The organism is Streptomyces venezuelae ATCC 10712 (assembly GCF_008639165.1).
GTDB lineage: Bacteria > Actinomycetota > Actinomycetes > Streptomycetales > Streptomycetaceae > Streptomyces > Streptomyces venezuelae.
Genome location: NZ_CP029197.1, coordinates 5,316,190 through 5,337,142, shown reverse-complemented (window position 1 = coordinate 5,337,142; position 20,953 = coordinate 5,316,190). Strand labels below are relative to the sequence as shown.

At 72.7% G+C, this 20,953-nt stretch carries 19 protein-coding genes; 8 read left to right on the top strand and 11 right to left on the bottom strand.

Features of this window, described 5'->3' with window-relative positions; genetic code table 11:
* Positions 1 to 122: 122 nt before the first annotated feature.
* From DEJ43_RS24865 to DEJ43_RS24850, 4 genes are all read right to left on the bottom strand, one after another.
* On the bottom strand, positions 123 to 3,395 hold the full coding sequence (locus DEJ43_RS24865) for an SAV_2336 N-terminal domain-related protein (protein ID WP_015036147.1): 3,273 nt from the start codon (positions 3,393 to 3,395) through the stop codon (positions 123 to 125).
* Between the two features lie 7 nt (positions 3,396 to 3,402).
* The gene (locus tag DEJ43_RS24860) at positions 3,403 to 4,419 is read right to left on the bottom strand and encodes an AAA family ATPase (RefSeq protein WP_015036146.1); all 1,017 of its coding nucleotides are present in this window, start codon (positions 4,417 to 4,419) and stop codon (positions 3,403 to 3,405) included.
* A 121-nt stretch (positions 4,420 to 4,540) separates the two neighbouring features.
* Complete coding sequence (locus tag DEJ43_RS24855) at positions 4,541 to 6,586, bottom strand: VMAP-C domain-containing protein (RefSeq protein ID WP_015036145.1); 2,046 nt, start codon at positions 6,584 to 6,586, stop codon at positions 4,541 to 4,543.
* Entirely contained in the window at positions 6,583 to 6,978 is a 396-nt protein-coding gene (locus DEJ43_RS24850; protein ID WP_015036144.1) for a CU044_2847 family protein, read from the bottom strand. Before DEJ43_RS24850 ends, DEJ43_RS24855 begins: the two co-directional genes overlap by 4 nt.
* A 94-nt stretch (positions 6,979 to 7,072) precedes the next feature.
* Here DEJ43_RS24850 and DEJ43_RS24845 point away from each other — a divergent pair, with 94 nt between their 5' ends.
* The gene (locus tag DEJ43_RS24845) at positions 7,073 to 7,258 is read left to right on the top strand and encodes a DUF6104 family protein (RefSeq protein WP_018102711.1); all 186 of its coding nucleotides are present in this window, start codon (positions 7,073 to 7,075) and stop codon (positions 7,256 to 7,258) included.
* A 69-nt stretch (positions 7,259 to 7,327) separates the two neighbouring features.
* Here DEJ43_RS24845 and DEJ43_RS24840 read toward each other — a convergent pair whose 3' ends face one another.
* The gene (locus tag DEJ43_RS24840) at positions 7,328 to 8,182 is read right to left on the bottom strand and encodes a hypothetical protein (RefSeq protein WP_015036142.1); all 855 of its coding nucleotides are present in this window, start codon (positions 8,180 to 8,182) and stop codon (positions 7,328 to 7,330) included.
* A 150-nt stretch (positions 8,183 to 8,332) separates the two neighbouring features.
* Between DEJ43_RS24840 and DEJ43_RS24835 the strand changes: the two genes are divergently transcribed.
* Together DEJ43_RS24835 and DEJ43_RS24830 are read left to right on the top strand one after the other, a co-directional pair.
* The gene (locus DEJ43_RS24835) at positions 8,333 to 9,205 is read left to right on the top strand and encodes a DUF4097 family beta strand repeat-containing protein (RefSeq protein ID WP_015036141.1); all 873 of its coding nucleotides are present in this window, start codon (positions 8,333 to 8,335) and stop codon (positions 9,203 to 9,205) included.
* A gap of 1 nt (position 9,206) precedes the next feature.
* Complete coding sequence (locus DEJ43_RS24830) at positions 9,207 to 10,118, top strand: PadR family transcriptional regulator (protein WP_015036140.1); 912 nt, start codon at positions 9,207 to 9,209, stop codon at positions 10,116 to 10,118.
* Between the two features lie 110 nt (positions 10,119 to 10,228).
* On the opposite strand, the gene DEJ43_RS24825 is transcribed toward DEJ43_RS24830, so the two are convergent.
* From DEJ43_RS24825 to DEJ43_RS24815, 3 genes are all read right to left on the bottom strand, one after another.
* Positions 10,229 to 11,638 carry a cellulase family glycosylhydrolase gene (locus DEJ43_RS24825; RefSeq protein ID WP_041662862.1) on the bottom strand — a complete coding sequence of 470 codons (1,410 nt, stop codon included), beginning with the start codon at positions 11,636 to 11,638 and terminating at the stop codon, positions 10,229 to 10,231.
* Between the two features lie 90 nt (positions 11,639 to 11,728).
* Positions 11,729 to 12,694, bottom strand: a complete 966-nt coding sequence (locus DEJ43_RS24820) for a zinc-binding dehydrogenase (RefSeq protein ID WP_041664190.1) — start codon at positions 12,692 to 12,694, stop codon at positions 11,729 to 11,731.
* A 165-nt stretch (positions 12,695 to 12,859) separates the two neighbouring features.
* Entirely contained in the window at positions 12,860 to 14,071 is a 1,212-nt protein-coding gene (locus DEJ43_RS24815) for an NAD(P)-dependent malic enzyme (RefSeq protein ID WP_015036136.1), read from the bottom strand.
* Between the two features lie 536 nt (positions 14,072 to 14,607).
* Between DEJ43_RS24815 and DEJ43_RS24810 the strand changes: the two genes are divergently transcribed.
* The 3 genes from DEJ43_RS24810 to DEJ43_RS24800 are packed head-to-tail and all read left to right on the top strand — an operon-like array spanning position 14,608 to position 17,339.
* Entirely contained in the window at positions 14,608 to 15,570 is a 963-nt protein-coding gene (locus DEJ43_RS24810) for an ABC transporter substrate-binding protein (protein ID WP_015036135.1), read from the top strand.
* 54 nt (positions 15,571 to 15,624) lie between these two features.
* Positions 15,625 to 16,575 carry an amino acid ABC transporter permease gene (locus DEJ43_RS24805; protein ID WP_015036134.1) on the top strand — a complete coding sequence of 317 codons (951 nt, stop codon included), beginning with the start codon at positions 15,625 to 15,627 and terminating at the stop codon, positions 16,573 to 16,575.
* Positions 16,572 to 17,339, top strand: coding sequence for an amino acid ABC transporter ATP-binding protein (locus DEJ43_RS24800; RefSeq protein ID WP_015036133.1), 768 nt, complete (start codon positions 16,572 to 16,574; stop codon positions 17,337 to 17,339). Before DEJ43_RS24805 ends, DEJ43_RS24800 begins: the two co-directional genes overlap by 4 nt.
* 64 nt (positions 17,340 to 17,403) lie before the next feature.
* Here DEJ43_RS24800 and DEJ43_RS24795 read toward each other — a convergent pair whose 3' ends face one another.
* Positions 17,404 to 18,153 (bottom strand): class I SAM-dependent methyltransferase, encoded by a 750-nt coding sequence (locus DEJ43_RS24795; RefSeq protein ID WP_041662861.1) that lies wholly within the window; start codon positions 18,151 to 18,153, stop codon positions 17,404 to 17,406.
* Between the two features lie 94 nt (positions 18,154 to 18,247).
* Between DEJ43_RS24795 and DEJ43_RS24790 the strand changes: the two genes are divergently transcribed.
* Positions 18,248 to 18,877, top strand: a complete 630-nt coding sequence (locus tag DEJ43_RS24790; protein WP_015036131.1) for a CGNR zinc finger domain-containing protein — start codon at positions 18,248 to 18,250, stop codon at positions 18,875 to 18,877.
* Here DEJ43_RS24790 and sodX read toward each other — a convergent pair.
* The gene (sodX, locus tag DEJ43_RS24785; RefSeq protein ID WP_015036130.1) at positions 18,781 to 19,215 is read right to left on the bottom strand and encodes a nickel-type superoxide dismutase maturation protease; all 435 of its coding nucleotides are present in this window, start codon (positions 19,213 to 19,215) and stop codon (positions 18,781 to 18,783) included. The genes DEJ43_RS24790 and sodX overlap by 97 nt on opposite strands.
* Before the next feature lie 174 nt (positions 19,216 to 19,389).
* Here sodX and sodN point away from each other — a divergent pair, with 174 nt between their 5' ends.
* Positions 19,390 to 19,785, top strand: coding sequence for a superoxide dismutase, Ni (gene sodN, locus DEJ43_RS24780; RefSeq protein ID WP_015036129.1), 396 nt, complete (start codon positions 19,390 to 19,392; stop codon positions 19,783 to 19,785).
* 7 nt (positions 19,786 to 19,792) lie between these two features.
* Here the strand turns inward: sodN and DEJ43_RS24775 are convergent, their stop codons facing one another.
* Positions 19,793 to 20,947 carry a tyrosine-type recombinase/integrase gene (locus tag DEJ43_RS24775; RefSeq protein WP_015036128.1) on the bottom strand — a complete coding sequence of 385 codons (1,155 nt, stop codon included), beginning with the start codon at positions 20,945 to 20,947 and terminating at the stop codon, positions 19,793 to 19,795.
* Positions 20,948 to 20,953: the final 6 nt, after the last annotated feature.

Below are 20,953 nucleotides of genomic sequence, written 5' to 3'. Positions count from 1 at the left end.
CCCCCACGGTCGTAGCGGCGCAGCGGTTCTTCCCGACCCCGGGAGACCGGAAACCCATTCGATTCAACTGCGCCCATTCACGCCCCCGTTATCCAGCCGATCCTCACAGGCTCTTCAGAAGCTCACCCCGTGCCGCCGCTCCAGGCCCACCAGGGGGGTGCGATCCTCCGCCGTTCCTCGGCGGACGCTCCGGCGAGGCCGCCGGGGTCCGCGCCCGTCGCGCTCTCCACCTCGCGCAGCAGGGTCCTGGTCCGCTCGACGTCCGCCCAGTCCACCTCGACGAGGCGGCCCGTGAGCCGCCGCCACTGCTCGGCGGCGGCGAGGAGCGCCGTCCTGGCCCGGCCCGGACGGCCCATCAGCAGCAGGACGGCTCCCTGGGCGTGCCGGGCCCGGGCGCCGGTGACGGTCCCGGGGTCGTCGCCGTGGGCGGTACGGGATTCCTCCCCGGCGTTCCGGTACGCGGTGAGGGCGTCGCCGATCACCCCGTCCCGCGCGGTTTCGGCCAGCTCCAGGCGCACCCGGCCCAGTTGCAGCCACACCTCGGCGCGCTCGCCCGGGTCCTGGGTGCCCCGGAGCGCCTGTTCCAGCACGTGGCGGCTCTCGAAGAGGTCGGGCAGGAAGCCGGCGCGGTGGAAGCGGAGCGCGAGGACGCTGCCGATCAGGGTCCGTGCCCTGGCCCGCTCGGGCGCTCCGGCGGGCAGCCGGGTGAGGGCCTCGCGCAGCACGCCCTCGGCACGGTCGACGGGGGCCGTGCCGGTGGCGGCCGAGGCCCGGCGCAGCAGCGAGCCGCCCCAGGTGAGCAGGAGCGGGCCGCGCTGTTCGCTGTCGGCGGGGGCGAGCAGGGTGGCTTCCTCGTAGGCGGCGTCGGCGGCGGCTCCGTCGCCCTCGGCGTCGTACAGCCGGGCGCGGGCGGTGATGAAGCGCAGCCGGAGCGCGCGGGCGTCCCCGAGGAGGGGTTCGGCGCGGTCGAGGACGGGCCCGATCCGGCCCGGGTCGGCCTCGGCGAGGTGCAGGGCGTCGGCGAGGTCGAGGAGGGCGGCGGGGCTCTCGTGGAGGGTGAGCGCGGCGGTGAGTTCGCCGGCCGCGGCGGTGCCGTCGCCGAGGGCGAGGAGGAGCCGGCCGCGGCGCAGATGGAGGGTGTGGCGGGCGGTTTCCGGCCAGCGGTCGGCGTCCTCGGCGAGGGCGGTGAGGGCGGCGTCGAGGTGGTCGGTCTCGTCGGTGTCGCGCCACAGGGCGTGGTGGACGACGGCCAGTTCGAGCCGGGCCTCGGCCCATGCCTCCTCGCCGGTGCGGCTGAGCTCCCCGGCCCGTACGAGGGTGTCGGCGGCCTGGCCGAGGAGTTCGGGGCGGCGGCCGGTGCGGCGGGCGGCGGCGGTGCCCGCCTCGGCGTACAGGGCGCGGGCGAGGACGATCCGGGCCTCGACGGGCTCGGCCGGGAGCGCCGCCTCGGCGCGCTCGCGGGCGCCGGCGAGGAGGGCGGGGTCGGACTGGTCGCGGCCCTGGGCGAGCAGCCGGCGGGCCTCGGTGAGCGGGTCGGGGGTGACGAGGTCGGGGTGGTAGAAGCGGAGCACGCGCGCGGGGATGCGGGCGAACAGCTCGGTCTCGGCGCCTTCCGGCCCGAGGGGTTCGTCGGTCGCCTCGGTCGCCTCGGGGAGATCGGCGGCCCGGCCCGGGGCCCAGGCCGTCCCCGTACCGAGGCCCGTCCCCTGGCCCGTACCGGACCCCGTGCCGGTCCCGGTCCCGGTTCCGGTCCCGGACTCGGTGTCGCCGTCGGCTCCGGCTCCGGCTCCGGTTCCGGCCAGGCGGGCGGCCGCGAGGGCCGGGAAGTTGCGCATGCCCTGGCCGAAATTCCGCTCCACGTACGCGGAACAGTGCTTGAGGACGAGCGCGGCGGCACTGGGGTCGAGCGACCCGAGGAAGTGCTGCTGGATCCCGGGCGGATAGCTGAAGCAGGGGTACGGAGTGGGGCCGGGCAGTCGCCGCAGCAGCCCGCTGAGCAGCACCTCGGCCAGTTCCATGGGGCCGGTGTCGGGCAGCATGGCCCGCTGCACGAGCTGCATGACGGGCAGGGTCAGCGGCGCGGCCGCGAGGTGGACCGCGAGTCGCAGGGCGCCGGGTGAGGCGCCGGCCCGGAAGGCGCGCAGCAGGTCCTCGTCGCTCCGGGGCGCGCGGGGGGTGCGGGGCCCGCGCGGCTCCCCCGCGCCGGGGTCGAGCCAGGCGGCCCAGCCACGGACGGCGTTGCCGCCGTGCCCGGTGTGGAGCCGGGTCCAGGAGGCGAAGGCCTCGGGCGTCGGGGTGAGCACGGGGACGGCCCGGCGGCCGGGGACGAGCGGCCCCCAGGGTTCGTCGTCGGAGCGGAAGACGGTGTGGCCGCCGGGGGTCGCGGAGCGCTGGAAGGTGCCGGGGTCGGCGGGGAGCGCGGTGCGCGGCCAGAGACGCGGCGGCAGCGGCTGGACGAGGGCGAGCGGGGCGTGCCGGGGCCACTGGCGCAGGAAGCGCTGGGCGGCGCCGCGCTGCCAGAGGGGTCCGACGCAGTCGCTGACGACGAGGGTGAGGCGGCGGCCGGTGGGGTCGTGGAGCTGGTCGACGGGGCGCAGCCGGGGGCGCCCGTCGGCGCCGGAGGTGGTGGTGACGAGCGGCGGCCCTTCCCCGGGGTCGTACAGCCGGTGCACCTGGACGTCGCGGAAGGCGCCGGACTGCTGGCAGGCCTGGCGGAGTTCCTCGACCATCCGGGTCCAGACGACCATGGCGGGGCCGGTGTCCATGAGGAGCTGGATGTCGGGGCGCCGTCCGGCGGCGGGGCGCAGGACGGGGGTGAGGATGCCGGCGGCGGCGCTGCGTTCGGCGGTGGCCTCCTCGTCGAGGGTGCCTTCGCCGGGGCGGTGGGGGGCGCGGGCGTAGCCCCGGAGGGGGCGGAGGGCTTTCTGGAGGCCGGAGAGGCCGGGCAGGGCGTTGGCGCCGGGGGCGCGGACGGGGAGGGTCGCGGGGCGCTCCGTACGGCCCGGGCCTGTGTCGCCCCGGTCTCCCGCGGCCCCCGTCTCGCCGGTGGCCCCGTCGCCTCCCGTGCCCGCTGTGTCTCCTGCGGCTGCCGTGGCGCGCGTGGCCATGTGGAGGGAGACGGATTCGCGGGCGCCGGCCGGCCCGCCCGCCGCTCCCCCGTCCGGCCCGGCGGCCCCCTCCCCCCGTAGCGCGCCGGTCCCGTCCGCCGCCCCGTCCCCGTCCGGGTCGCCCCCGGTCCCCCCGGAGCCCTCCGGCCCGTCAGGTCCCTCCGGTTCCCGGTCCGGGCCGGGGAGCCACTGGGCCAGCCACAGGGCGTCCGCGACGTCCTCGGCGGTGAGGTCCTGGCCGGCGGCCCGCAGTCTGCGGGTCAGCTCCTCCAGATGCGTCCGGGGCATCCGACCGTCACCTCGGCTGATCGAGCGGTTGCATGAGCATGTCGGCGATGCGTTCCCTGGTGACCCGCTCGGCCCGGGAGGCGTGCTGGGTCAGATAGAGGGCGTTGAGGAGCTGGTCGGTCGCGATGACCTCGCCCGGCTCGCGGTTGAGGAAGCGCTGGACCAGCCCCTGCTCCCCGTCGCCCGCGGCGGCCTCGGTCCCCAGGTGCGCCTCGATCATGGCGCGCAGCTGCTCCTCGCCGGGCGGTTCGAGCTCCAGACGGATGCAGCGGCGCAACAGGGCGGCGGGGAAGTCCCGTTCGCCGTTGGAGGTGAGCACGATGAACGGAAACGTCGTGCAGCGGATCCGGCCGCCCAGCACCGCCACCTTGCGGCCGTCGTCGCTGAGCACCTCCACGACCGGCTCCCGGTCGGCGAGCCGCTCCAGCTCCGGGATGGCGAACTCGCCCTCCTCCAGGGCGTTCAGGAGGTCGTTCGGCAGGTCGAGGTCGCTCTTGTCGAGCTCGTCGATGAGCAGCACCCGGGGCTGCTCGGAGGGGAGCAGGGCGGTGCCGAGCGGCCCGAGCCTGATGTACGAGCCGATGCCGGCCGGGGTCGCGGCGGCCGAGCCCGGCGCCCCCGTCTGGGCGCGCTCCAGCTGGACGTCCTGGAGGCGCCCGATGGCGTCGTACCGGTAGAGGCCGTCCTGGAGGGTGGTGCGGCTGACGATGGGCCACCGGAGCACGCGCCCGAGGCGCAGTTCGTGGGCGACGGCGTGCGCGAGGGTGGACTTGCCGGTACCGGGGTTGCCGGTGACGAGCAGCGGGCGCCGCAGGTACAGGGCGGCGTTCACGGCGTCGGTCTCGGCGGGCCGGGGGTGGTGGTTCTGGACGAGCCTGCGCTTGACGCCGAGCCGCCGGTCGGAGCCGGCCAGCGTGTCGTCGGGGCTGCCCGTGGAGAAGTCGCGCCAGGGCGGCGGGGCGGGCAGCCGCTGTATCTCGTCGTGCGGAAGACCGGCACCACGGTAGATCCGCCAATCGTTCACGATGGACTCCTCCTGGCTGTGGTGTCGATGCCGGGCCCGTCGAAGGTACCGCCCGGCGGCGGGGGCTGCCGATGCCGTGGCGGCAAGGGGCGCGAACTCGTCGTCCCAAGGGGCGCACCGGTCACTGGTCCCCCTCGCCGAGCAGGGGCGGGGCCTCCAGGCGACCGCCGTGCGGCGGCCGGTCGGGCGGGTCGAGCAGGACGGCGATGCTCTCCGCCCAGGCGTGCGCGGCCCGGGACTCGGGCCCGGCGGCCCGGTCCTGCGCCCGGGTGCGCAGCGAGCGGACGGGGCCGCGGACGTCCCAGGCGGTCAGGGCGGCGGCGAGCAGCCGGTCGGCCCGCTCGTGGAACTCCGCGCAGTCGGTGTGGTCGTGGGCCCCGGTCCGCCAGAGGGCCAGCGGATGGCCGGCGGCGAGGGCCGCGTTCATCGCCATGAGTCCGTCGCCGGCGCCCACGTGCCCGCAGTAGACCGGCACGGTGCCGCCCTCGGCCTCCCGGAGCCGGTCGTAGGTCTCCGCCCAGGTCTCCCGGCGTACGCGCGCGGTGTGGGCGTCCTGGCCCGCGCCGGGCACCTCGGCGCGCAGCGGGGCGGCCCGCAGCGGCCCGCGCTCGGCGGCCTCCCACCGCTCGCGCCACTCGGGGGCCGGTTCCCGGTCGTGACGGCGGGCGTCGCGGATCACGACGATCCTGCGCTGGCCGAGGGTGGTCGCCCAGGCGCCGTCCGGATCCTGGGGCGGTTCGAGCCGCCAGGTGTCGAGGGGCTCGTCGAACAGTTCGCGCGGCAGCACCGCTTCCACGGCGGCCAGATGGGGTCCGCTGTCACCGCGCCGCAGGGCGTCCGCGAGCGGCTCGCGCAGGGTCTCCCTGAGGCGGGCCCGCTCGACGCCCCGGTCGTCGCAGTGGAGCGGGCTGACGGTGTGCCCGTCGAGGAGGAGCTTGACCCGCCAGGGGTAACTCCGGCCCCAGCGGGGGGTGTCGATCTCCAGCAGCACGTCGGCACGCGCGCGGTGTTCCCGTACGGACAGATGCGCGGGCCTGCCCCGGCCGACGAGCCGGTCGATCTCGCGCCGGAGGTACCGGTCGGCGTCGCCCGACGCGGCGGCGATCCAGCGGGTGAGGTCCCCGGTGTCGGCCCGCTCGCCGTACCGCCCGCGGACGTGCCGGGCGACGTGCGCCGCGTACAGGAGCACCGCGTCCAGGTCGAGGTCGCGGACGCCGTCCCTGCGGGGCGCCCGCAGTCCGCGCAGCAGCCCGGCGCCCTCGCTCCAGGTGCGCGGGTCGTGCTCCAGGGCGTCCGGCAGGTCGTCGTCCCTGATCCAGGCCTTGACCTGGTCGATCAGGTCCATGATCTCGCCGGGCGCGGTGGGCGCGGGCAGCTCCGCGAAGTGGCCGTACAGCTCGGTGCGAAGCCCCGGCTTGACGCCCGCGGGTCCGGCGAGGCCGCCTTGGACGCGGGTCCAGTCGGGCCGGTCCTCCAGGGAGTGGTAGCTCGCCAGGTGGTACCGGTCGTGGGCGCGCAGCGCCTCGCCCATCGCCTCGCCGCCGGGCAGGTCGTGCAGCCCGCGCAGCGCGGTGACGGGGACGACGGCACCGCCGTCGCGGCCGCGGCCCTTGTTGAGGCCGACGACGGCGCCCTGCTGGTGGTCGACGACGGGGCCGCCGGAGCAGCCCTCGACGGGCATGACCCAGTCGGTGATCAGCGCCTTGCCGTCGCTGCCGATCAGGGTGCCGTGGACGTGCCGGATGCCGAGCTCCCCCGTCTCCCGGGACCAGCCGTGCAGTCCGACGGGGGTGGGCGGGACCGGCGGGCGCTCGCTGAGCCGCACGCAGGACGCCTTCTGGGCGCCGGGCACCCGGACGAGCGCGAGGTCGGGGAAGGCCCACCGGTCCGGCGGGTCGTCCGGGCGGTCGGGACGCGGCAGGGCGAGCACGACGGTGCCGGTGGTCTCCCGGGTGGTCTTGCCGTCCTCCCAGGTGATGCCGACGGCCGGCTCGCTCCTCCACACCGCGCTTCCCCCCTCGGCCACGACATGGGCGCAGGTCAGCACCCAGCCGGGGGCGATGAAGAAGCCGGTGCCCCAGTACCGGTCGCCGAGCGGGTCATACCCGCCACCGGGAGCCGCGATGCGTACCAGTGCGGGGCGCACGAGAGCGTCGAAGGCGCTCATGCGTGCTCGTCGGCCGCCGGGTCCGGTGCGGGGGGCTCGGGTGCGGGCGGCGCGGGGGCCGCGGGGCCCGGTTCGGTCCAGGTCAGGGAGACGCTGACGGAGGCCTTGCCCGAGCCGTCCGCGAGGACCCCGATCACCTTGCCGGACTGCGCCGCCAGCTCGACGCCGAAGCTGACGGCGACCTCCACCGGGCCCTGCGGGTCGAGCCCGGCGCGCAGCGAACCGACCACCCCGCGCACCACGTCCGTGAGCCCGCCGGCCATGGAGACCACCCGGTCCCTGACACCGGTGTCCTGGAAACCACCGCCTCTGCCGAGTTCCTGCACGTCACTGACCCGGGCCCACACGGGCGTGCCGTCGTCGAGCCGAATCCGAGCGATCCCGTGAGTCACAGCGCCCCCGCTCCCCGAAACGATGATGGGGAAGGCTAGTCGGTGGGACTGACGGGCGACAGGGGACGTGAGGGGTACGGCCTATCCTGATCGCATGTACTTCACCGACCGTGGCATCGAGGAACTGGAGAAGCGGCGAGGCGAGGAGGAGGTCACCTTCGAGTGGCTCGCCGAGCAGCTGCGGACGTTCGTCGACCTCAATCCCGACTTCGAGGTGCCGGTCGAGCGCCTCGCGACCTGGCTGGCCCGTCTCGACGACGACGAGGATGAGGACGAGTAGGGCTAGCAGGGCGGGTACGGCGAGCAGGGCGGGTACGGCGAGCAGGGCGGGTACGGCGAGCAGGGCGGGTCAGCCCTCGCGCAGCCGGTCGTAGACGAGGCCGAGGGCGCCGTGCGCGACGAGCAGGGCTCCGGCCGTCGCCCAGCCGCCGCTGCGGCGGCCGAGCCCCCAGAGCAGCAGCGGCACCCCCGCCACGAGCTGCGCACCGCCCAGCAGGCGCGCCCTGGGGCCGCGCAGGTACGGGCCGAGCGGGCTGCCCTCCACGACGTCCAGTTCGGCGCGTACGGCGTCCATTCCCCACGCTTTCAGCTGCGTTCCGGCGGCGGAGACACCGCTGCCGGACCCTTCGAGCTGCTCGGCGCCCTCGGCCAGGGCCACGGAGCGCAGCCGCTCGGCGCTCTCGCCGGGCGCCAGCCCGGTCGGCAGGGCGAGCCCGGCGCGGCCGAGGACGGCGACCACGCCCAGGAGCCGGCTGTGGGCGTCGGCGTCCGGGTCGGGCCGGGTGAGCGGCTCCAGGGCCTGGACGTCCAGGACGGGGTCGAGGGCGAGCCGGGCGGCGAAGGTGCGCATGGCCTCGTCCTCGCCGACGGGGGTGCCGTCCGCGAGCCAGGTGTAGCCGACCGTGCGGCGGAAGCCGGCGGCGAGCGTGAGTCCGGCGCGGTCCCGGTCCCACCAGAGCGCGACGACGGGCCGGCCGGCGGCCGGGACGGCGAGGGCGGTGGCCCAGCCGGTGACGACCTGTTCGACGGGCTCCCCGCCGTGGAGCCAGGGCGTGCCCTCCGGCACGAGCACGCTCCAGTCGTCGCCCGCGGGGGCGAGGAGCAGCCGCTCGCGGAGGAGTTGGGCGGGCGGCCGGACCGCCGGGGGCTCGGCACGGCACAGCAGCAGTGCCCCGGCAGGATGCGGTCCGGATGTCGCGTTCATGGGGCCTACGCTAGGCCAATTTGTCCGTGTACGACGGTGATTGCCCCCACCCTGTCAGGGGTGAGTCAGGGTTGACTTCACTTGGCCGCGATATATCGTGTTCAGCGAGAGACGCGATATGTTGCGTTGCCGATACGGGAGGTCAGCACCATGACAGAGTGGTCCGTCACCGAGCCGACGAAACTGTCACCGGCCGGCCCCGTGGCCCGCGTGCAGGTCCGCATCGTCAACGGGGCGGTGAACGTGGTGGGGACGGACGAGAGTTCCGCCCGCGTGGAGGTCTCCGAGATCGACGGCCCGCCGCTGATCGTGTCGCAGGACGGCTCCACCCTGACCGTGAGCTACGAGGACCTCCAGTGGAAGAGCGTCCTCAAGTGGCTCGACCGCAAGGAGTACCGCCGCCGGGCCGTCGTCTCCGTCGCCGTCCCCGCGGGCGTCGACGTCGAGGTGGGCGTGGTCGGCGCCGAGGCCGTCGTCACCGGCATCTCGGGGCGTACGGAGGTGCGCGGCGTCTCCGGCGACACCACCCTGCTCCGGCTCTCCGGCCCGGTCCGCGCCGAGAGCGTCTCGGGCACCCTGGAGGCCCAGTCGGTCACGGGCGCCCTCCGGATCAACTCCGTCACCGGTGACGTCACGGTGATCGAGGGCGCGGGCGCCTCCGTGCGGGCCGAGACGGTCAGCGGCGACATGGTCATCGACCTCGACCCCGGCGACCTCGACGGGCCGCCCGCCGACATCCGGCTCGCCAGCGTCTCCGGCGAGGTCGCCATCCGCCTGCCGCACCCGGCGGACGCCCGCGTGGAGGCCAACACCACGACGGGCTCCGTGTCGAACGCCTTCGAGGACCTCCGGGTCTCCGGCCAGTGGGGCACCAAGTCCGTCACCGGCACCCTCGGTTCCGGCCGGGGCACGCTCAAGGCCACCACCGTCTCCGGCTCCATCGCCCTGCTCCGCCGTCCCGAGCCCGAAGAGGACGACGACACCACCCCCTCCGCCCCCTCCGCGACCGGAAAGGTGCTCTGACATGCCGCCCGTCTTCGCGCACGGCCGCCTGCGTCTCTATCTGCTCAAGCTGCTCGACGAGGCCCCGCGCCACGGCTACGAGGTGATCCGCCTCCTGGAGGAGCGATTCCAGGGGCTGTACGCGCCCTCGGCGGGCACGGTCTACCCGCGCCTGGCCAAGCTGGAGGCCGAGGGCCTCGTCACCCACGCCAGCGAGGGCGGCCGCAAGGTCTACTCGATCACCGACGCGGGCCGCGCCGAACTGGCCGGGCGCGGCGCCGAACTGGACGACCTGGAGCGGGAGATCCGCGAGTCGGTCTCGGAGTTGGCGGCGGAGATCCGCGAGGACGTGCGCGGCGCGGCCGGCCGGGTGCGCAGCGAGATGCGCGCGGCGGCGGGCCGGACCCGCTCGGCGGGGGCCTCCTCGTTCACCGAGGCCAAGTTCGCGGAGGCCAAGGAGGAGTTCCGCCGGGTCGGCCAGGAGTGGAAGGAGCAGGCCCGCCAGGCCCGCGCCGAGGCGACGTCCGCCCGCCACCAGGCGAAGGAGTTCCAGCGGATCGCCCAGCAGGTCCAGGAGGAGGTCCAGGACCGCTTCGCCCGGGGCGACTGGCCCAAGGCGGTCTGGGAGGGGATCTCGGACATCACGGCCCAGCTCGGCGGCCTCGTCGCGGGCACGACCCACCCGAAGGCCGCCGGCCCGGACCAGGGGTTCACGACGGCGCCGGACGAGGTGCCGGAGTGGGCGCGGGAGACGGAGGGCTCGGGCGACCCGGCCCGCGACCTCGACCGGCTCCTCGACCGCTTCCGCGACGAGGTCCGGGACGCGGCCCGCGACCACGGGGTGAGCCAGGACCAGCTGGCCGAGACGCGCGACCAGCTGGCGACGGCGGCGATCCGCATCACGGGCCTCCTCCGCTCCCACCCGAAGCACTAGCCGCACGCGGCAGCCGCGCGGCGAAGCCCCTCGGCCGCGCGACGAAGGGTCCTCAACCCCTCGGCCGCGCGGCGGCAGGTCTTCACCCTCCGTCGCGCGGCGGAGGGTCCTCAGCCCCGGGTGACCGTGACCGTCACCCGGGCGCCGGGGGCCGCCAGGACCCAGGCCCTGCCCGCCTCCTTGCGGAGCACCAGTGCCCCGCCCCGGGCCGTCACCCGCCAGGTGCCGGGCGGCAGGGAGAGCTCGGTGACCCGGGAGCCGCGGCGCCCGGCGGAGTCGTACGACAGGCGGTAGACCCTGGCCCCCGAGTCGTACGAGGCCGAGCGGACCGTGCCGGCCACCGCCTCCGCGTACGGCTCGGCGGTGAGTTCCTTGTTCGTACGGAAGGTGCCGGCGCCGTCCACCGCGCAGTAGCCGCCGCCGTAGCACCAGACGTAGCCCGCCCAGCCGGAGCCGTAGCGGCCGAGGGAGGCCATGGCCTCGCGGTAGAAGCGGTTCATGTTCGGCAGGGAGTTGTTCAGCGGGCCCCACTCGCCCACCACCACGGGCACCTTGTACTCCTTGGGGTACTGGGTGACGGCCTGCTCGTAGGTCTCGATCCAGCGGGCGGCGGGGTCGTAGTCGGCGCCGGCCTCCATGCCCGTGTTGTAGAAGTGCGGGGCGTAGACGACCTTCGGGTCGTCGATCCGGCCGAGTCCGGTGGGCACCCCCTCGCCCACGATGGGGGTCGGCTCGACGAAGATCCAGCCGTCCCGGTCGACCGAACGGACCGCGTCCGCGAGCCGGTTGTACATCGGGGTGAGCTGGTCCCGTTCGATGCGCCGGGCGGCGGTCGGCAGGTCCTCCCCCTCCCTCAGCTCGCCCATCGGCTCGTTGATCAGGTCGTAGCCGAGGACGGCCGGGTGGTCCTCGAAGCGGTCGGCGAGCACCCGCCACATCCGGGCCTGGGCGCGCCGCAGGTCCTCGTCCTCGTAGAGGTGGGTGAAGGCGCGCTGCACGGCGGGCTCGAAGTACTCGGAGAACCAGTCGTCGGGGTGCGGGGTGAAGGGCAGTCCGTCGGTCCTGGTCGCCCAGGCGGGCACGCCGCGATGGCCGAAGGCGGGCCCGAACACGTCCTGGTGGGCGTCGATGAGGACCTTGACGTCGTGCTTCTCGGCCCAGTCCAGGATCCGTTCGATCTTCCGCAGATAGTCCTTGCTGTACTCACCGGGCCGGGGCTCCAGGTCGTCCCAGAAGACGAGGAGCCGGGCGAAGTTGAACCCCTTGGCCCGCATGTCGCGGAAGTGCCGCTCGGTGATCGCGGAGAGGGCGGCGGCACCACGGTTCGCCTTGTCCTCGACGTTCCAGCCGCGCAGGGTGAGGGCGCGGCCCCGCTCGTCGGTGAGGACGGGTATCGCGTCGCCGCCGGCCTCCACACCGGCGGGAGCAGCGGCGGCGGCAGGGACAGTGGGGGCGATCAGCGCGGCGGCGAGGGCGCCCGCGACAAGGGTGGTTCGCCATGCGTGGGTGGTTCGCGACAAGGTGGACCTCCGGCACGAGGAAGTGAGCGTTGTTCACGTTTCACGTGCCGGAGATCCCATCAGTCCTCCCGACGAGTCATCAAGAGGTCGTCACGAGGTCGTCAGAACGATCTTTCCGAAGAGCTCGCCTGTGGCCATCCGCTCGAAGCCCTCCCGCGCCCGGTCCAGCGGCAGGACCTCGTCGACCACCGGCCGGACGCCCGTCGCCGCGCAGAAGGACAGCAGGTCCTCCAGCTCGTCCTTGGAACCCATGGTCGAGCCGACGACCTTGAGCTCGAGGAAGAAGATCCGGGTCAGCTCGGCGTGCGCGGGCCGGTCGCCGCTCGTGGCGCCCGAGATCACCAGCGTGCCGCCGGGCCGCAGCGACTTGACCGAGTGGGACCAGGTGGCGGCGCCGACGGTCTCGATGACCGCGTCCACCCGCTGCGGCAGCCGCGCACCCGGCTCGAACGCGTCGACCGCGCCCAGCTCGACGGCCCGCTTGCGCTTGGCCTCGTCCCGGCTGGTCGCGAAGACCCGCAGCCCGGCCGCCTTGCCGAGGGCGATCGCGGCGGTGGCGACACCACCGCCGGCGCCCTGCACGAGCACCGAGTCCCCGGGCCGTACACCGGCGTTGGTGAAGAGCATGCGGTACGCGGTCAGCCAGGCGGTCGGCAGACAGGCCGCCTCCTCGAAGGAGAGCTCCTTCGGCTTGGGCAGCACGTTCCAACGGGGCACGGTCACCCGCTCGGCGAAGGTGCCCTGGTAGCGCTCGGTGAGGATGGACCGGGGCTCGTCCGGTCCGACGCCGTGACCCGTCTGGCCGATCACGGAGTGCAGGACGACCTCGTTGCCGTCCTCGTCGATCCCGGCGGCGTCGCAGCCGAGGATCATGGGCAGCTTCTCCTCGGGCAGCCCGACCCCGCGCAGCGACCACAGGTCGTGGTGGTTCAGGGAGGCGGCCTTGACGGTGACGGTCGTCCACCCGTCCCGCACCTCGGGCTCGGGCCGTTCACCCAATACGAGGCCGTTCAGGGGCTGGTCACGATCGATCCGGGCGGCGTAGGCAGCGAACATGCCCATGAGCGTAGGGTCACCGGCCCCGCGGCGGAACCGCCCACCGCTGTGACGCACGTCCCTGCCGGGCCGCCGGCGAGACCCCGGCCCCGGCCCGCGAAAGCCCCCACACGAAAAGGGCCCCGTCCTGCACCAGGACGGGGCCCCTCACGGGGTGGCGGCGCGTCAGCGGCGGGCGATGCCCTCCGCGCGGGCGGCGGCGGCGACCGCGGCCGCGACGGCCGGGGCGACCCGCTCGTCGAACGGCGACGGGATCACGCAGTCGGCGGCGAGCTGCTCGCCGACCACGTCCGCGATGGCGTTGGCCGCGGCGATCTTCATGCCCTCGGTGATCCGGGAGGCCCGGACCTGGAGCGCGCCGGCGAAGATGCCGGGGAACGCGAGGACGTTGTTGATCTGGTTCGGGTAGTCCGAACGGCCGGTCGCCACGACGGCCGCGTACTTGTGCGCGACGTCGGGGTGGACCTCGGGGTTCGGGTTGGCCATGGCGAACACGAAGGCGTTCGGGGCCATGGAGGCGACGGCCGCCTCGGGGACCGTACCGCCGGAGACGCCGATGAAGACGTCGGCGCCGGCGAGGGCGGTCTCCAGGGAGCCGGTGAGGCCCGCCTTGTTGGTGAGCTCGGCGAGCTCGCGCTTGACCGGGTTGAGGTCCTCCCGGTCGCGGCTGACGATGCCCTTGCGGTCCGCGACGGCCACGTCGCCGAGTCCGGCCTCCAGGAGGAACTTCGCGATGGCCACCCCGGCCGCGCCGGCGCCGGAGATGACCGCGCGCAGGTCGCCGAGGGTCCGGCCGGTCAGCTTCGCCGCGTTGCGGAGGGCGGCGAGGGTGACGATGGCGGTGCCGTGCTGGTCGTCGTGGAAGACGGGGATGTCGAGGCGCTCCTGGAGCTTGCGCTCGATCTCGAAGCACCGCGGGGCCGAGATGTCCTCCAGGTTCACGCCGCCGAAGGAGGGGGCGAGCCGGACGACGGTCTCGACGATCTCGTCGGTGTCGGTGGTGGCGAGGGCGATCGGGACCGCGTCCACGCCGCCGAACTGCTTGAAGAGGATGGCCTTCCCCTCCATGACCGGGAGGGAGGCCTCCGGGCCGATGTCGCCGAGGCCGAGCACGGCCGTACCGTCGGTCACGACGGCCACGACCTGGGACTTCCAGGTGTAGTCGTTGACCAGCTCGGGCTGCTCGGCGATCGCGGTGCACACCTTGGCGACGCCGGGCGTGTACGCGAGGGACAGGTCGTCCTTGTTCCGCACGGGAACGGTGGCCTGGACGGCCATCTTGCCGCCCCGGTGGAGGGCGAAGACAGGATCGAAGGGCTCCTCCGGAGCTCCTTCCGTACCACTGTCATTGCGAGGATTGACGATCTCCGCTGCCATTGGGTTGACCCCTTAAGTCTGTTTCATTTGAGGGTGGCCACTCCTGGTTGAGGAGGGGTGGGGAGGCACCGCGGCCGCCGTGTCTGGCAGCCGCGCGGGCGCGCCGCACAACGCGCCCTGAGCCCCGGATGAGGGGTGTAAGGATCCTTCTTACCGGACGGACGGCACCGCGGACGAGTCCATATCCGTTCGGTGACGCGACTCATACCGAGCGCATCCGGACACGGACGGAGGACGACACGTCACCCCATGTCCATATAGGTGCTTCAAGCACCCGATTGGCGCCCTTCGTGTCGTCCGAATGGCGAGATCCACAGGAAATTCTTCGGTGCCGTGGAAGGGATGCAGCAGATGATCCGGCCCTGATGTACCGGCCTGTTGGCATTCGGGGGTCACCCGTTATCCGATTTTGACATCCGTGGCCGTCGGTTTGAGGCGGTCCGAATGGCAAGATGCCGTAATCACACGAGGTCACGACACTCGAAGAGCCGTACGTGGCCACTGGCAACTCCCTCACACGCCGGAGGAACCCGATCATGACCGCACGCTCCACGCGCTGTACGACCGCCAAGACCCGCACCTCCCGTCTTGCCGCGGTCGCCGCCATCGCGGTCGCCGGCTCCGTGCTGCTGACCGCCTGTGGCGACCAGACCGAGGGCGGCTCCACCACCCCGACGAAGAGCGGCGGCTCCGCCAACGCCGCCCCGCTGTTCTCGAAGCTGCCCGCCGACATCCAGAAGGCCGGCGTCATCAAGGTCGGCACCGACGCCTCGTACGCCCCGATGGAGTTCACCGAGGGCGGCAAGATCGTCGGCGTCGACCCCGACATCGCCGCGGCCCTGGGCAAGCAGCTCGGCGTCAAGTTCGAGTTCACCTCGGGCACCTTCGACGGCCTGATCACCTCGATCTACACCGGTCGCCAGGACGTGATCATGTCCTCGATGACGGACAACAAGAAGCGCCAGGAGGGCCTGGACGACAACGGGAAGAAGATCGGCAAGGGCATCGACTTCGTCGACTACTTCAGCTCCGGCGTCTCCCTCCTGGTCAAGAAGGGCAACCCGCAGGGCGTCAACTCGCTCGACGACCTCTGCGGCAAGACCGTCGCCGTCCAGCGCGGCACGATCTACGAGGACACCTTCAAGGCGCAGGCCACCAAGTGCGGCGCGAACAAGCTGACGATCCAGGCCTTCGACACCGACGCCGAGGCCCAGACCCGCGTCAAGGCCGGCGGCGCCGTGGCCGACCTGAACGACTACCCGGTGGCCGCCTACATCGCGAAGACCTCCGGCGGCGGCAACGACTTCGAGGTCGTCGGCAACCAGAGCGACGTCGGCCTCTTCGGCATCGGCGTCTCCAAGGACAACACCCAGCTGCGCGACGCAATCAAGGAAGCGCTCGACGCCATCATCAAGGACGGCACCTACGCCGATGCCCTGAAGAAGTGGGACGTGTCGGACAGCGCCGTCAAGACGGCCACCGTCAACGCCGGCAAGTGACCTTCCCGGTCGACACCGGCAAGTGACCTCCCGCTCCACTGAAGGGCAGTCGTCGTGACTGACAAGATCTCCAAGGAACCGGCCGCCGCTCCGGCCGGTTCCGGCCCCTCGGGCACGCCGTACGAGGCCATCAAGGCCATCCCCGTACGCCACTACGGCCGCTGGGTCAGCGGCGTCGTGGTCGTCGCGCTGCTCGGGTGGCTCGTCTACGCCTTCTCCCAGGGCAACATCATCTGGGACACGGTGTGGGACAAGCTGTTCGACCCGTCGATCCTCGACGGCCTGGCGAACACCGTGATCATCAGCGTCTCCTCGATGGCGCTTGGCCTCGTCCTCGGCATCGTCTTCGCCGTGATGCGCCTGTCGAAGAACCCGGTGACCGGCGCCGTCGCCTGGCTGTACATCTGGTTCTTCCGCGGCACCCCGGTGTACGTGCAGCTGCTGGTCTGGTTCAACCTGTCGCTGATCTTCGAGTACATCAACCTCGGGCCGATCTACAAGAACGAGACCGTCGACGTCATGACGCCGTTCATGGTCGCGCTGCTCGGCCTCGGCCTCAACGAGGGCGCCTACATGGCGGAGATCGTCCGCGCGGGCATCCAGTCCGTCGACGAGGGCCAGACCGAGGCGGCGCACGCGCTCGGCATGTCCCAGACCAAGACCATGGGGCGGGTCGTCCTGCCGCAGGCCATGCGGGTCATCGTGCCGCCGACGGGCAACGAGTTCATCAACATGCTGAAGACCTCGTCCCTGGTCTCGGCCGTGCAGTACACCGAACTCCTGCGGGCCTCCTCGAACATCGGCAGCACGGCCGGCGCCGTGATGGAGATGCTCTTCGTCGCCTCCATCTGGTACCTGGCGCTGACCAGCGTCTTCAGCGTCGGCCAGTACTACCTGGAGCGCCGTTTCGCCCGTGGTTCGACCCGTAACCTGCCGCCCACCCCCTGGCAGCGGGTCAAGACGAACCTCACCACGTTCAAGCGTTCCCCGGAGGCAGCGGCATGACCGGTCAGCCCATGGTCAAGGCGGAGGGCGTCCACAAGTCCTACGGCGCCGCCCACATCCTCCGCGGCATCGACCTGGAGGTCCAGAACGGAGAGGTCTTCTGCCTGGTCGGCCCCTCCGGCTCCGGCAAGTCGACCTTCCTGCGCTGCATCAACCACCTGGAGCGCGTCGACGGCGGCCGGCTCTCCGTGGACGGCCAGCTCGTCGGCTACCGCGAGAAGAACGGCAAGCTCTACGAGCTGAAGGACAGCGAGGTCGCCGTCCAGCGCCGCGACATCGGCATGGTCTTCCAGCGCTTCAACCTCTTCCCGCACATGACGGCCCTGGCCAACGTCATGGAGGCGCCCATCCAGGTGAAGGGCGAGTCCAAGGCGGTCGCCCGCGAGCGGGCCGTGCGCCTGCTCGACCGGGTCGGCCTGAGCGACAAGACGAGCAACTACCCCTCCCAGCTCTCCGGCGGCCAGCAGCAGCGCGTGGCCATCGCCCGCGCGCTGGCGATGGAGCCGAAGCTGATGCTCTTCGACGAGCCGACCTCGGCGCTCGACCCGGAGCTGGTGGGTGACGTCCTCGACGTCATGCGGGACCTCGCCGATTCGGGCATGACGATGATCGTCGTCACCCACGAGATGGGCTTCGCCCGCGAGGTCGGCGACTCCCTCGTCTTCATGGACGGCGGCGTGGTCGTCGAGTCGGGCAACCCGCGCGACGTCCTCGGCAACCCGCAGCACGACCGGACGAAGGCGTTCCTGTCGAAGGTGCTGTAGGGCGCGATACGGCGAAAGGGGCGGTACGGGGTTCCCGTACCGCCCCTTTTCCCCGTCCGGGTGACTACTTCACCGCGAGGACCAGGGTGTCGGAGGGCGAGGCCCAGACGGTCCGGGCCTCGGCGAACCCGGCGGCGCGCAGGGTGTCCGCGTGCCAGCGCGGGGAGGGCATGTCGCCGTCGGCGTGCTCGCCGTAGATCTCGTAGCGGCGGGCGGTGGGCTCGGCGAGGACGGGGGCCTTGGCGGCGAGGGCCCACCACTCGGCCCAGTCCAGGGCGCCGCCGGTCTTCTCGCGGTCCATGACGGCGTGGCGCTGCGCGCGCTCGGCGGCGTTGATCGCGGGGGTGGTCTCGTCGATCATGTGGTCGGCGTTCATGAAGACGCCGCCGTGCCTGACGAGACCGGCGAGCTGCCCGTAGAGGGCCGTCAGGGGCTCGCTGTGGAGCCAGTGGAGCGCGGTGGCGGTCAGGACGGCGTCGTACGAGTCGTGGGGCAGCCGGGCGGCCCAGGCGGGGTCCTTGAGGTCGGCGGTCACGAAGGTGACGCGCTCGTCCCCGTCGAAGTACCCCTCGGCGATGGCGAGGAGGGCCGGGTCGAGGTCGACGCCGGTGCTGGTCGCCTCCGGGAACCTCTTGAGGAGCCGATCCGTGATACTTCCCGTACCGCACGCGAGGTCGAGGACGCGGGGCTTGGGCCCCACCACGGCCTCCACCATGTCGAGCATCACCCGGAACCGCTCCTCACGGTCCGGCATGTACCACTCCTGCTGACGGTCCCAGCTCTGCTGCCAGGCCGCCCAGTCGGTTCCGGTCATCGCCGTTCCTCCCCGTCTTCGTAATACCCTCGTAGGGGAAACAACCGTTACCCCTTCCGACCGAGACACTAGCCCGCCGGAGTAAGGACTACAAGTGGAACTGGCCTATTACTCGGATTACGCCGTGCGTCTGGTCAACACCGAGGAGCCGGCCCGCAGCAAGGACGCCCTGACGTCCGTCGAGGTCATCCGCGAGCTCTTCGGTCCCGCCACCCAGATGGCCCGCCGGGCCACCGACTCGGACGTCACCCGCTTCCGCGCGGTACGGGCCCGGCTGCGGGCGGTCTTCACCGCGGCCGACGAGGGCGACCACACGGGCGCCGTGGACCTGCTGAACTCACTGCTCCTGGAGTTCCCCGTCAGCCCGCAGATCTCCGGCCACGACACCCTCGACGAGGACGGCCGGCCCCGGTGGCACATGCACCTCGCGGACCACCCCTCCAACGCGACCTCGGGATACGCGGCGATCGCCGCGATGGGGCTCGCCTTCCACCTCACCGAGTTCGGCGCCGACCGGCTCGGCCTGTGCCAGGCCGCCCCCTGCCGCAACGCCTACCTCGACACCTCCACCAACCGCTCCCGCCGCTACTGCTCGGACCGCTGCGCCACCCGCGCCAACGTGGCCGCCTACCGGGCCCGCAAGCGCCAGGAGGCCGACCGGCCGGCCCCCACCGGCCTCAGCGCCGAGAACAGCCAGGAGAGCGTCACCCCCGGCGAGCGCTGACGCCCCGGCGTCAGCGGCCGGTAGCGCGCCCGCACCCGCCCGAGAACCAACTCGGGCGGTACGGCCCCGAAGACCCGGCTGTCGCCCTCCGCGTCCGGATTGTCGCCCAGCACCCACCAGCCGCCGTCACGTCGCTCGATCAGCCGCTTCACGATGAGCAGATCCTGCTGGAGCGGATGCCGGACCACGGCCACGCACCCCGGGCGCAGCCGCGCCCCGTAGTGCACGAGCAACTGGTCCCCGTGGAGCAGCGTGGGCACCATGGACACCCCCGTCACCTCGGCGATCCCGAACGGAGCCCCGGCCTCCGCCACCCGCTCCCGCCCCGATTCCCTCACCCGGCACCTCCCGTTCCACCCGCGCGACCGCCCACGCGCCGGCTCGTCCACTCGTACACGAGTCCCATGGTGACCCTGGACTTTTGACCTAAGCACCAGGGGGCGACCGCGAAATCGCCCTTCTCACCGAGTAATGTCCCACCTGAGAAGACGATCACGAGGAAGGACGGCTCAATGCTCTCCCGCCTGTTTGCCCCCAAGGTGAAGGTCAGCGCCCACTGCGACCTCCCGTGCGGCGTGTACGACCCGGCCCAGGCCCGCATCGAGGCCGAGTCCGTCAAGGCTGTCCAGGAGAAGTACCTGGCCAACGAGGACGCGCACTTCCGCGCCCGCGCCACGGTCATCAAGGAGCAGCGCGCGGAGCTCGCCAAGCACCACGTCTCGGTGCTCTGGAGCGACTACTTCAAGGCCCCGCACTTCGAGAAGTACCCCGAGCTCAACCAGCTGGTCAACGACACCCTGAAGGCCCTCTCGGCCGCCAAGGCGTCGACGGACCCGAAGACGGGCGAGAAGGCGCTGGAGCTCATCGCCGAGATCGACCGCATCTTCTGGGAGACCAAGAAGGCCTGATCTCCCTCTAGGCGACCTGACCTGCACTTTCGTGGGTCGCGCCGCTTAGCTGTCCGCACCCGGTCCGCAGGCCGCCGAACACGGCGCCCATGACGGCCCGGGTGCGGTCTTTTTCGCCCGGCCACAGGTGCGCGTAGATCCGCAGCGTGATGACGGCGGACGCGTGCCCGAGGACCAACTGCACCTGCTTGACGCTCGCGCCGCCGGCGGTGAGCGCGGAGGCGTAGAACTGCCGCAGGTCGTGGGTGACCATGTGCGGCAGCTCGACAGCCTTACGGGCCTCGCGCTCGGCGGCTCCGTTCTCAGCCGCCTGGAGCGCCTTGCGGGCCCCGTTCCACTCGGTCTTCCACCGCCGGTAGTTGAGTGGCTCGCCCTCCTCCATGGTGAACAGCCACTCCTTGGACGGACGTGCAGCGAGATGCGCGAGGAGCGCGTCGGTGACGACCTCGCCGACTGGGACCGTGCGCCGCGACTTGGCGGTCTTCGGCGGCCCGATCTTCCCGGACTGGAGCCGCTGCCGCTCGACGCGGATGGTGCCGGCCTTGAAGTCGACGTCCGACACCTTGAGGCCGAGCAACTCGCCTATTCGCAAGCCTGACCCGGCGAGCGTGACGATCGCCGCCTGGATATACGGCGGCATCACGCGTGCCATCGCCTCGACCTGCTCGACCGTGGGCGGGGTGACCTCCTCGTCCGGCATGACGGGGAGGGTGATCCTGCGGCACGGGCTGGAGGCGATGACCTTGTCGTCCACGGCCGCCGTCATGACGCGTACGAGGACGTCGTAGACGTTCCGCACGCTGCCGGGGCCGAGCTGGTCGGAGAGGTGCTTGAAGAGCACCTGGATGTCGTTGCGGCGTATCGCCGCCATGGAGCGGGCTCCGAGCGCCGGTACGAGGTGGAGCCGCAGCGCATTGTCAGTGATGCGCTCGCCGGCCTCACTGACGATGAGCGAGCTCTCCCACTTCTCGGCGTACTTCTCGAAGGTGACGCGGCCGGCACGCGGATCGACGTACTGGCCGGTGACCATGCTGGCCGTGACCTCGTCGAGCCAGCGCTGGGCGTCGAGCTTCCGCTCGAAGTGGCGGGCGTGCTCTTTACCGTCGAGGTCGCGGTACCGGGCCCGCCACTTGCCGTTGGGGCGCTTCTGAATGTTGGCCAAGTGAGC

Coding starts and splice junctions, on each gene's coding strand:
- DEJ43_RS24830 (WP_015036140.1), top strand. CDS start 9,207: ATGCCGCCCGTCTTCGCGCACGGCCGCCTGCGTCTCTATCTGCTCAAG.
- DEJ43_RS24800 (WP_015036133.1), top strand. CDS start 16,572: ATGACCGGTCAGCCCATGGTCAAGGCGGAGGGCGTCCACAAGTCCTAC.
- DEJ43_RS24865 (WP_015036147.1), bottom strand. CDS start 3,395: ATGCCCCGGACGCATCTGGAGGAGCTGACCCGCAGACTGCGGGCCGCC.
- DEJ43_RS24820 (WP_041664190.1), bottom strand. CDS start 12,694: ATGTTCGCTGCCTACGCCGCCCGGATCGATCGTGACCAGCCCCTGAAC.
- DEJ43_RS24795 (WP_041662861.1), bottom strand. CDS start 18,153: ATGACCGGAACCGACTGGGCGGCCTGGCAGCAGAGCTGGGACCGTCAG.
- DEJ43_RS24815 (WP_015036136.1), bottom strand. CDS start 14,071: ATGGCAGCGGAGATCGTCAATCCTCGCAATGACAGTGGTACGGAAGGA.
- DEJ43_RS24810 (WP_015036135.1), top strand. CDS start 14,608: ATGACCGCACGCTCCACGCGCTGTACGACCGCCAAGACCCGCACCTCC.
- sodN (WP_015036129.1), top strand. CDS start 19,390: ATGCTCTCCCGCCTGTTTGCCCCCAAGGTGAAGGTCAGCGCCCACTGC.
- DEJ43_RS24835 (WP_015036141.1), top strand. CDS start 8,333: ATGACAGAGTGGTCCGTCACCGAGCCGACGAAACTGTCACCGGCCGGC.
- DEJ43_RS24840 (WP_015036142.1), bottom strand. CDS start 8,182: ATGAACGCGACATCCGGACCGCATCCTGCCGGGGCACTGCTGCTGTGC.
- DEJ43_RS24845 (WP_018102711.1), top strand. CDS start 7,073: ATGTACTTCACCGACCGTGGCATCGAGGAACTGGAGAAGCGGCGAGGC.
- DEJ43_RS24855 (WP_015036145.1), bottom strand. CDS start 6,586: ATGAGCGCCTTCGACGCTCTCGTGCGCCCCGCACTGGTACGCATCGCG.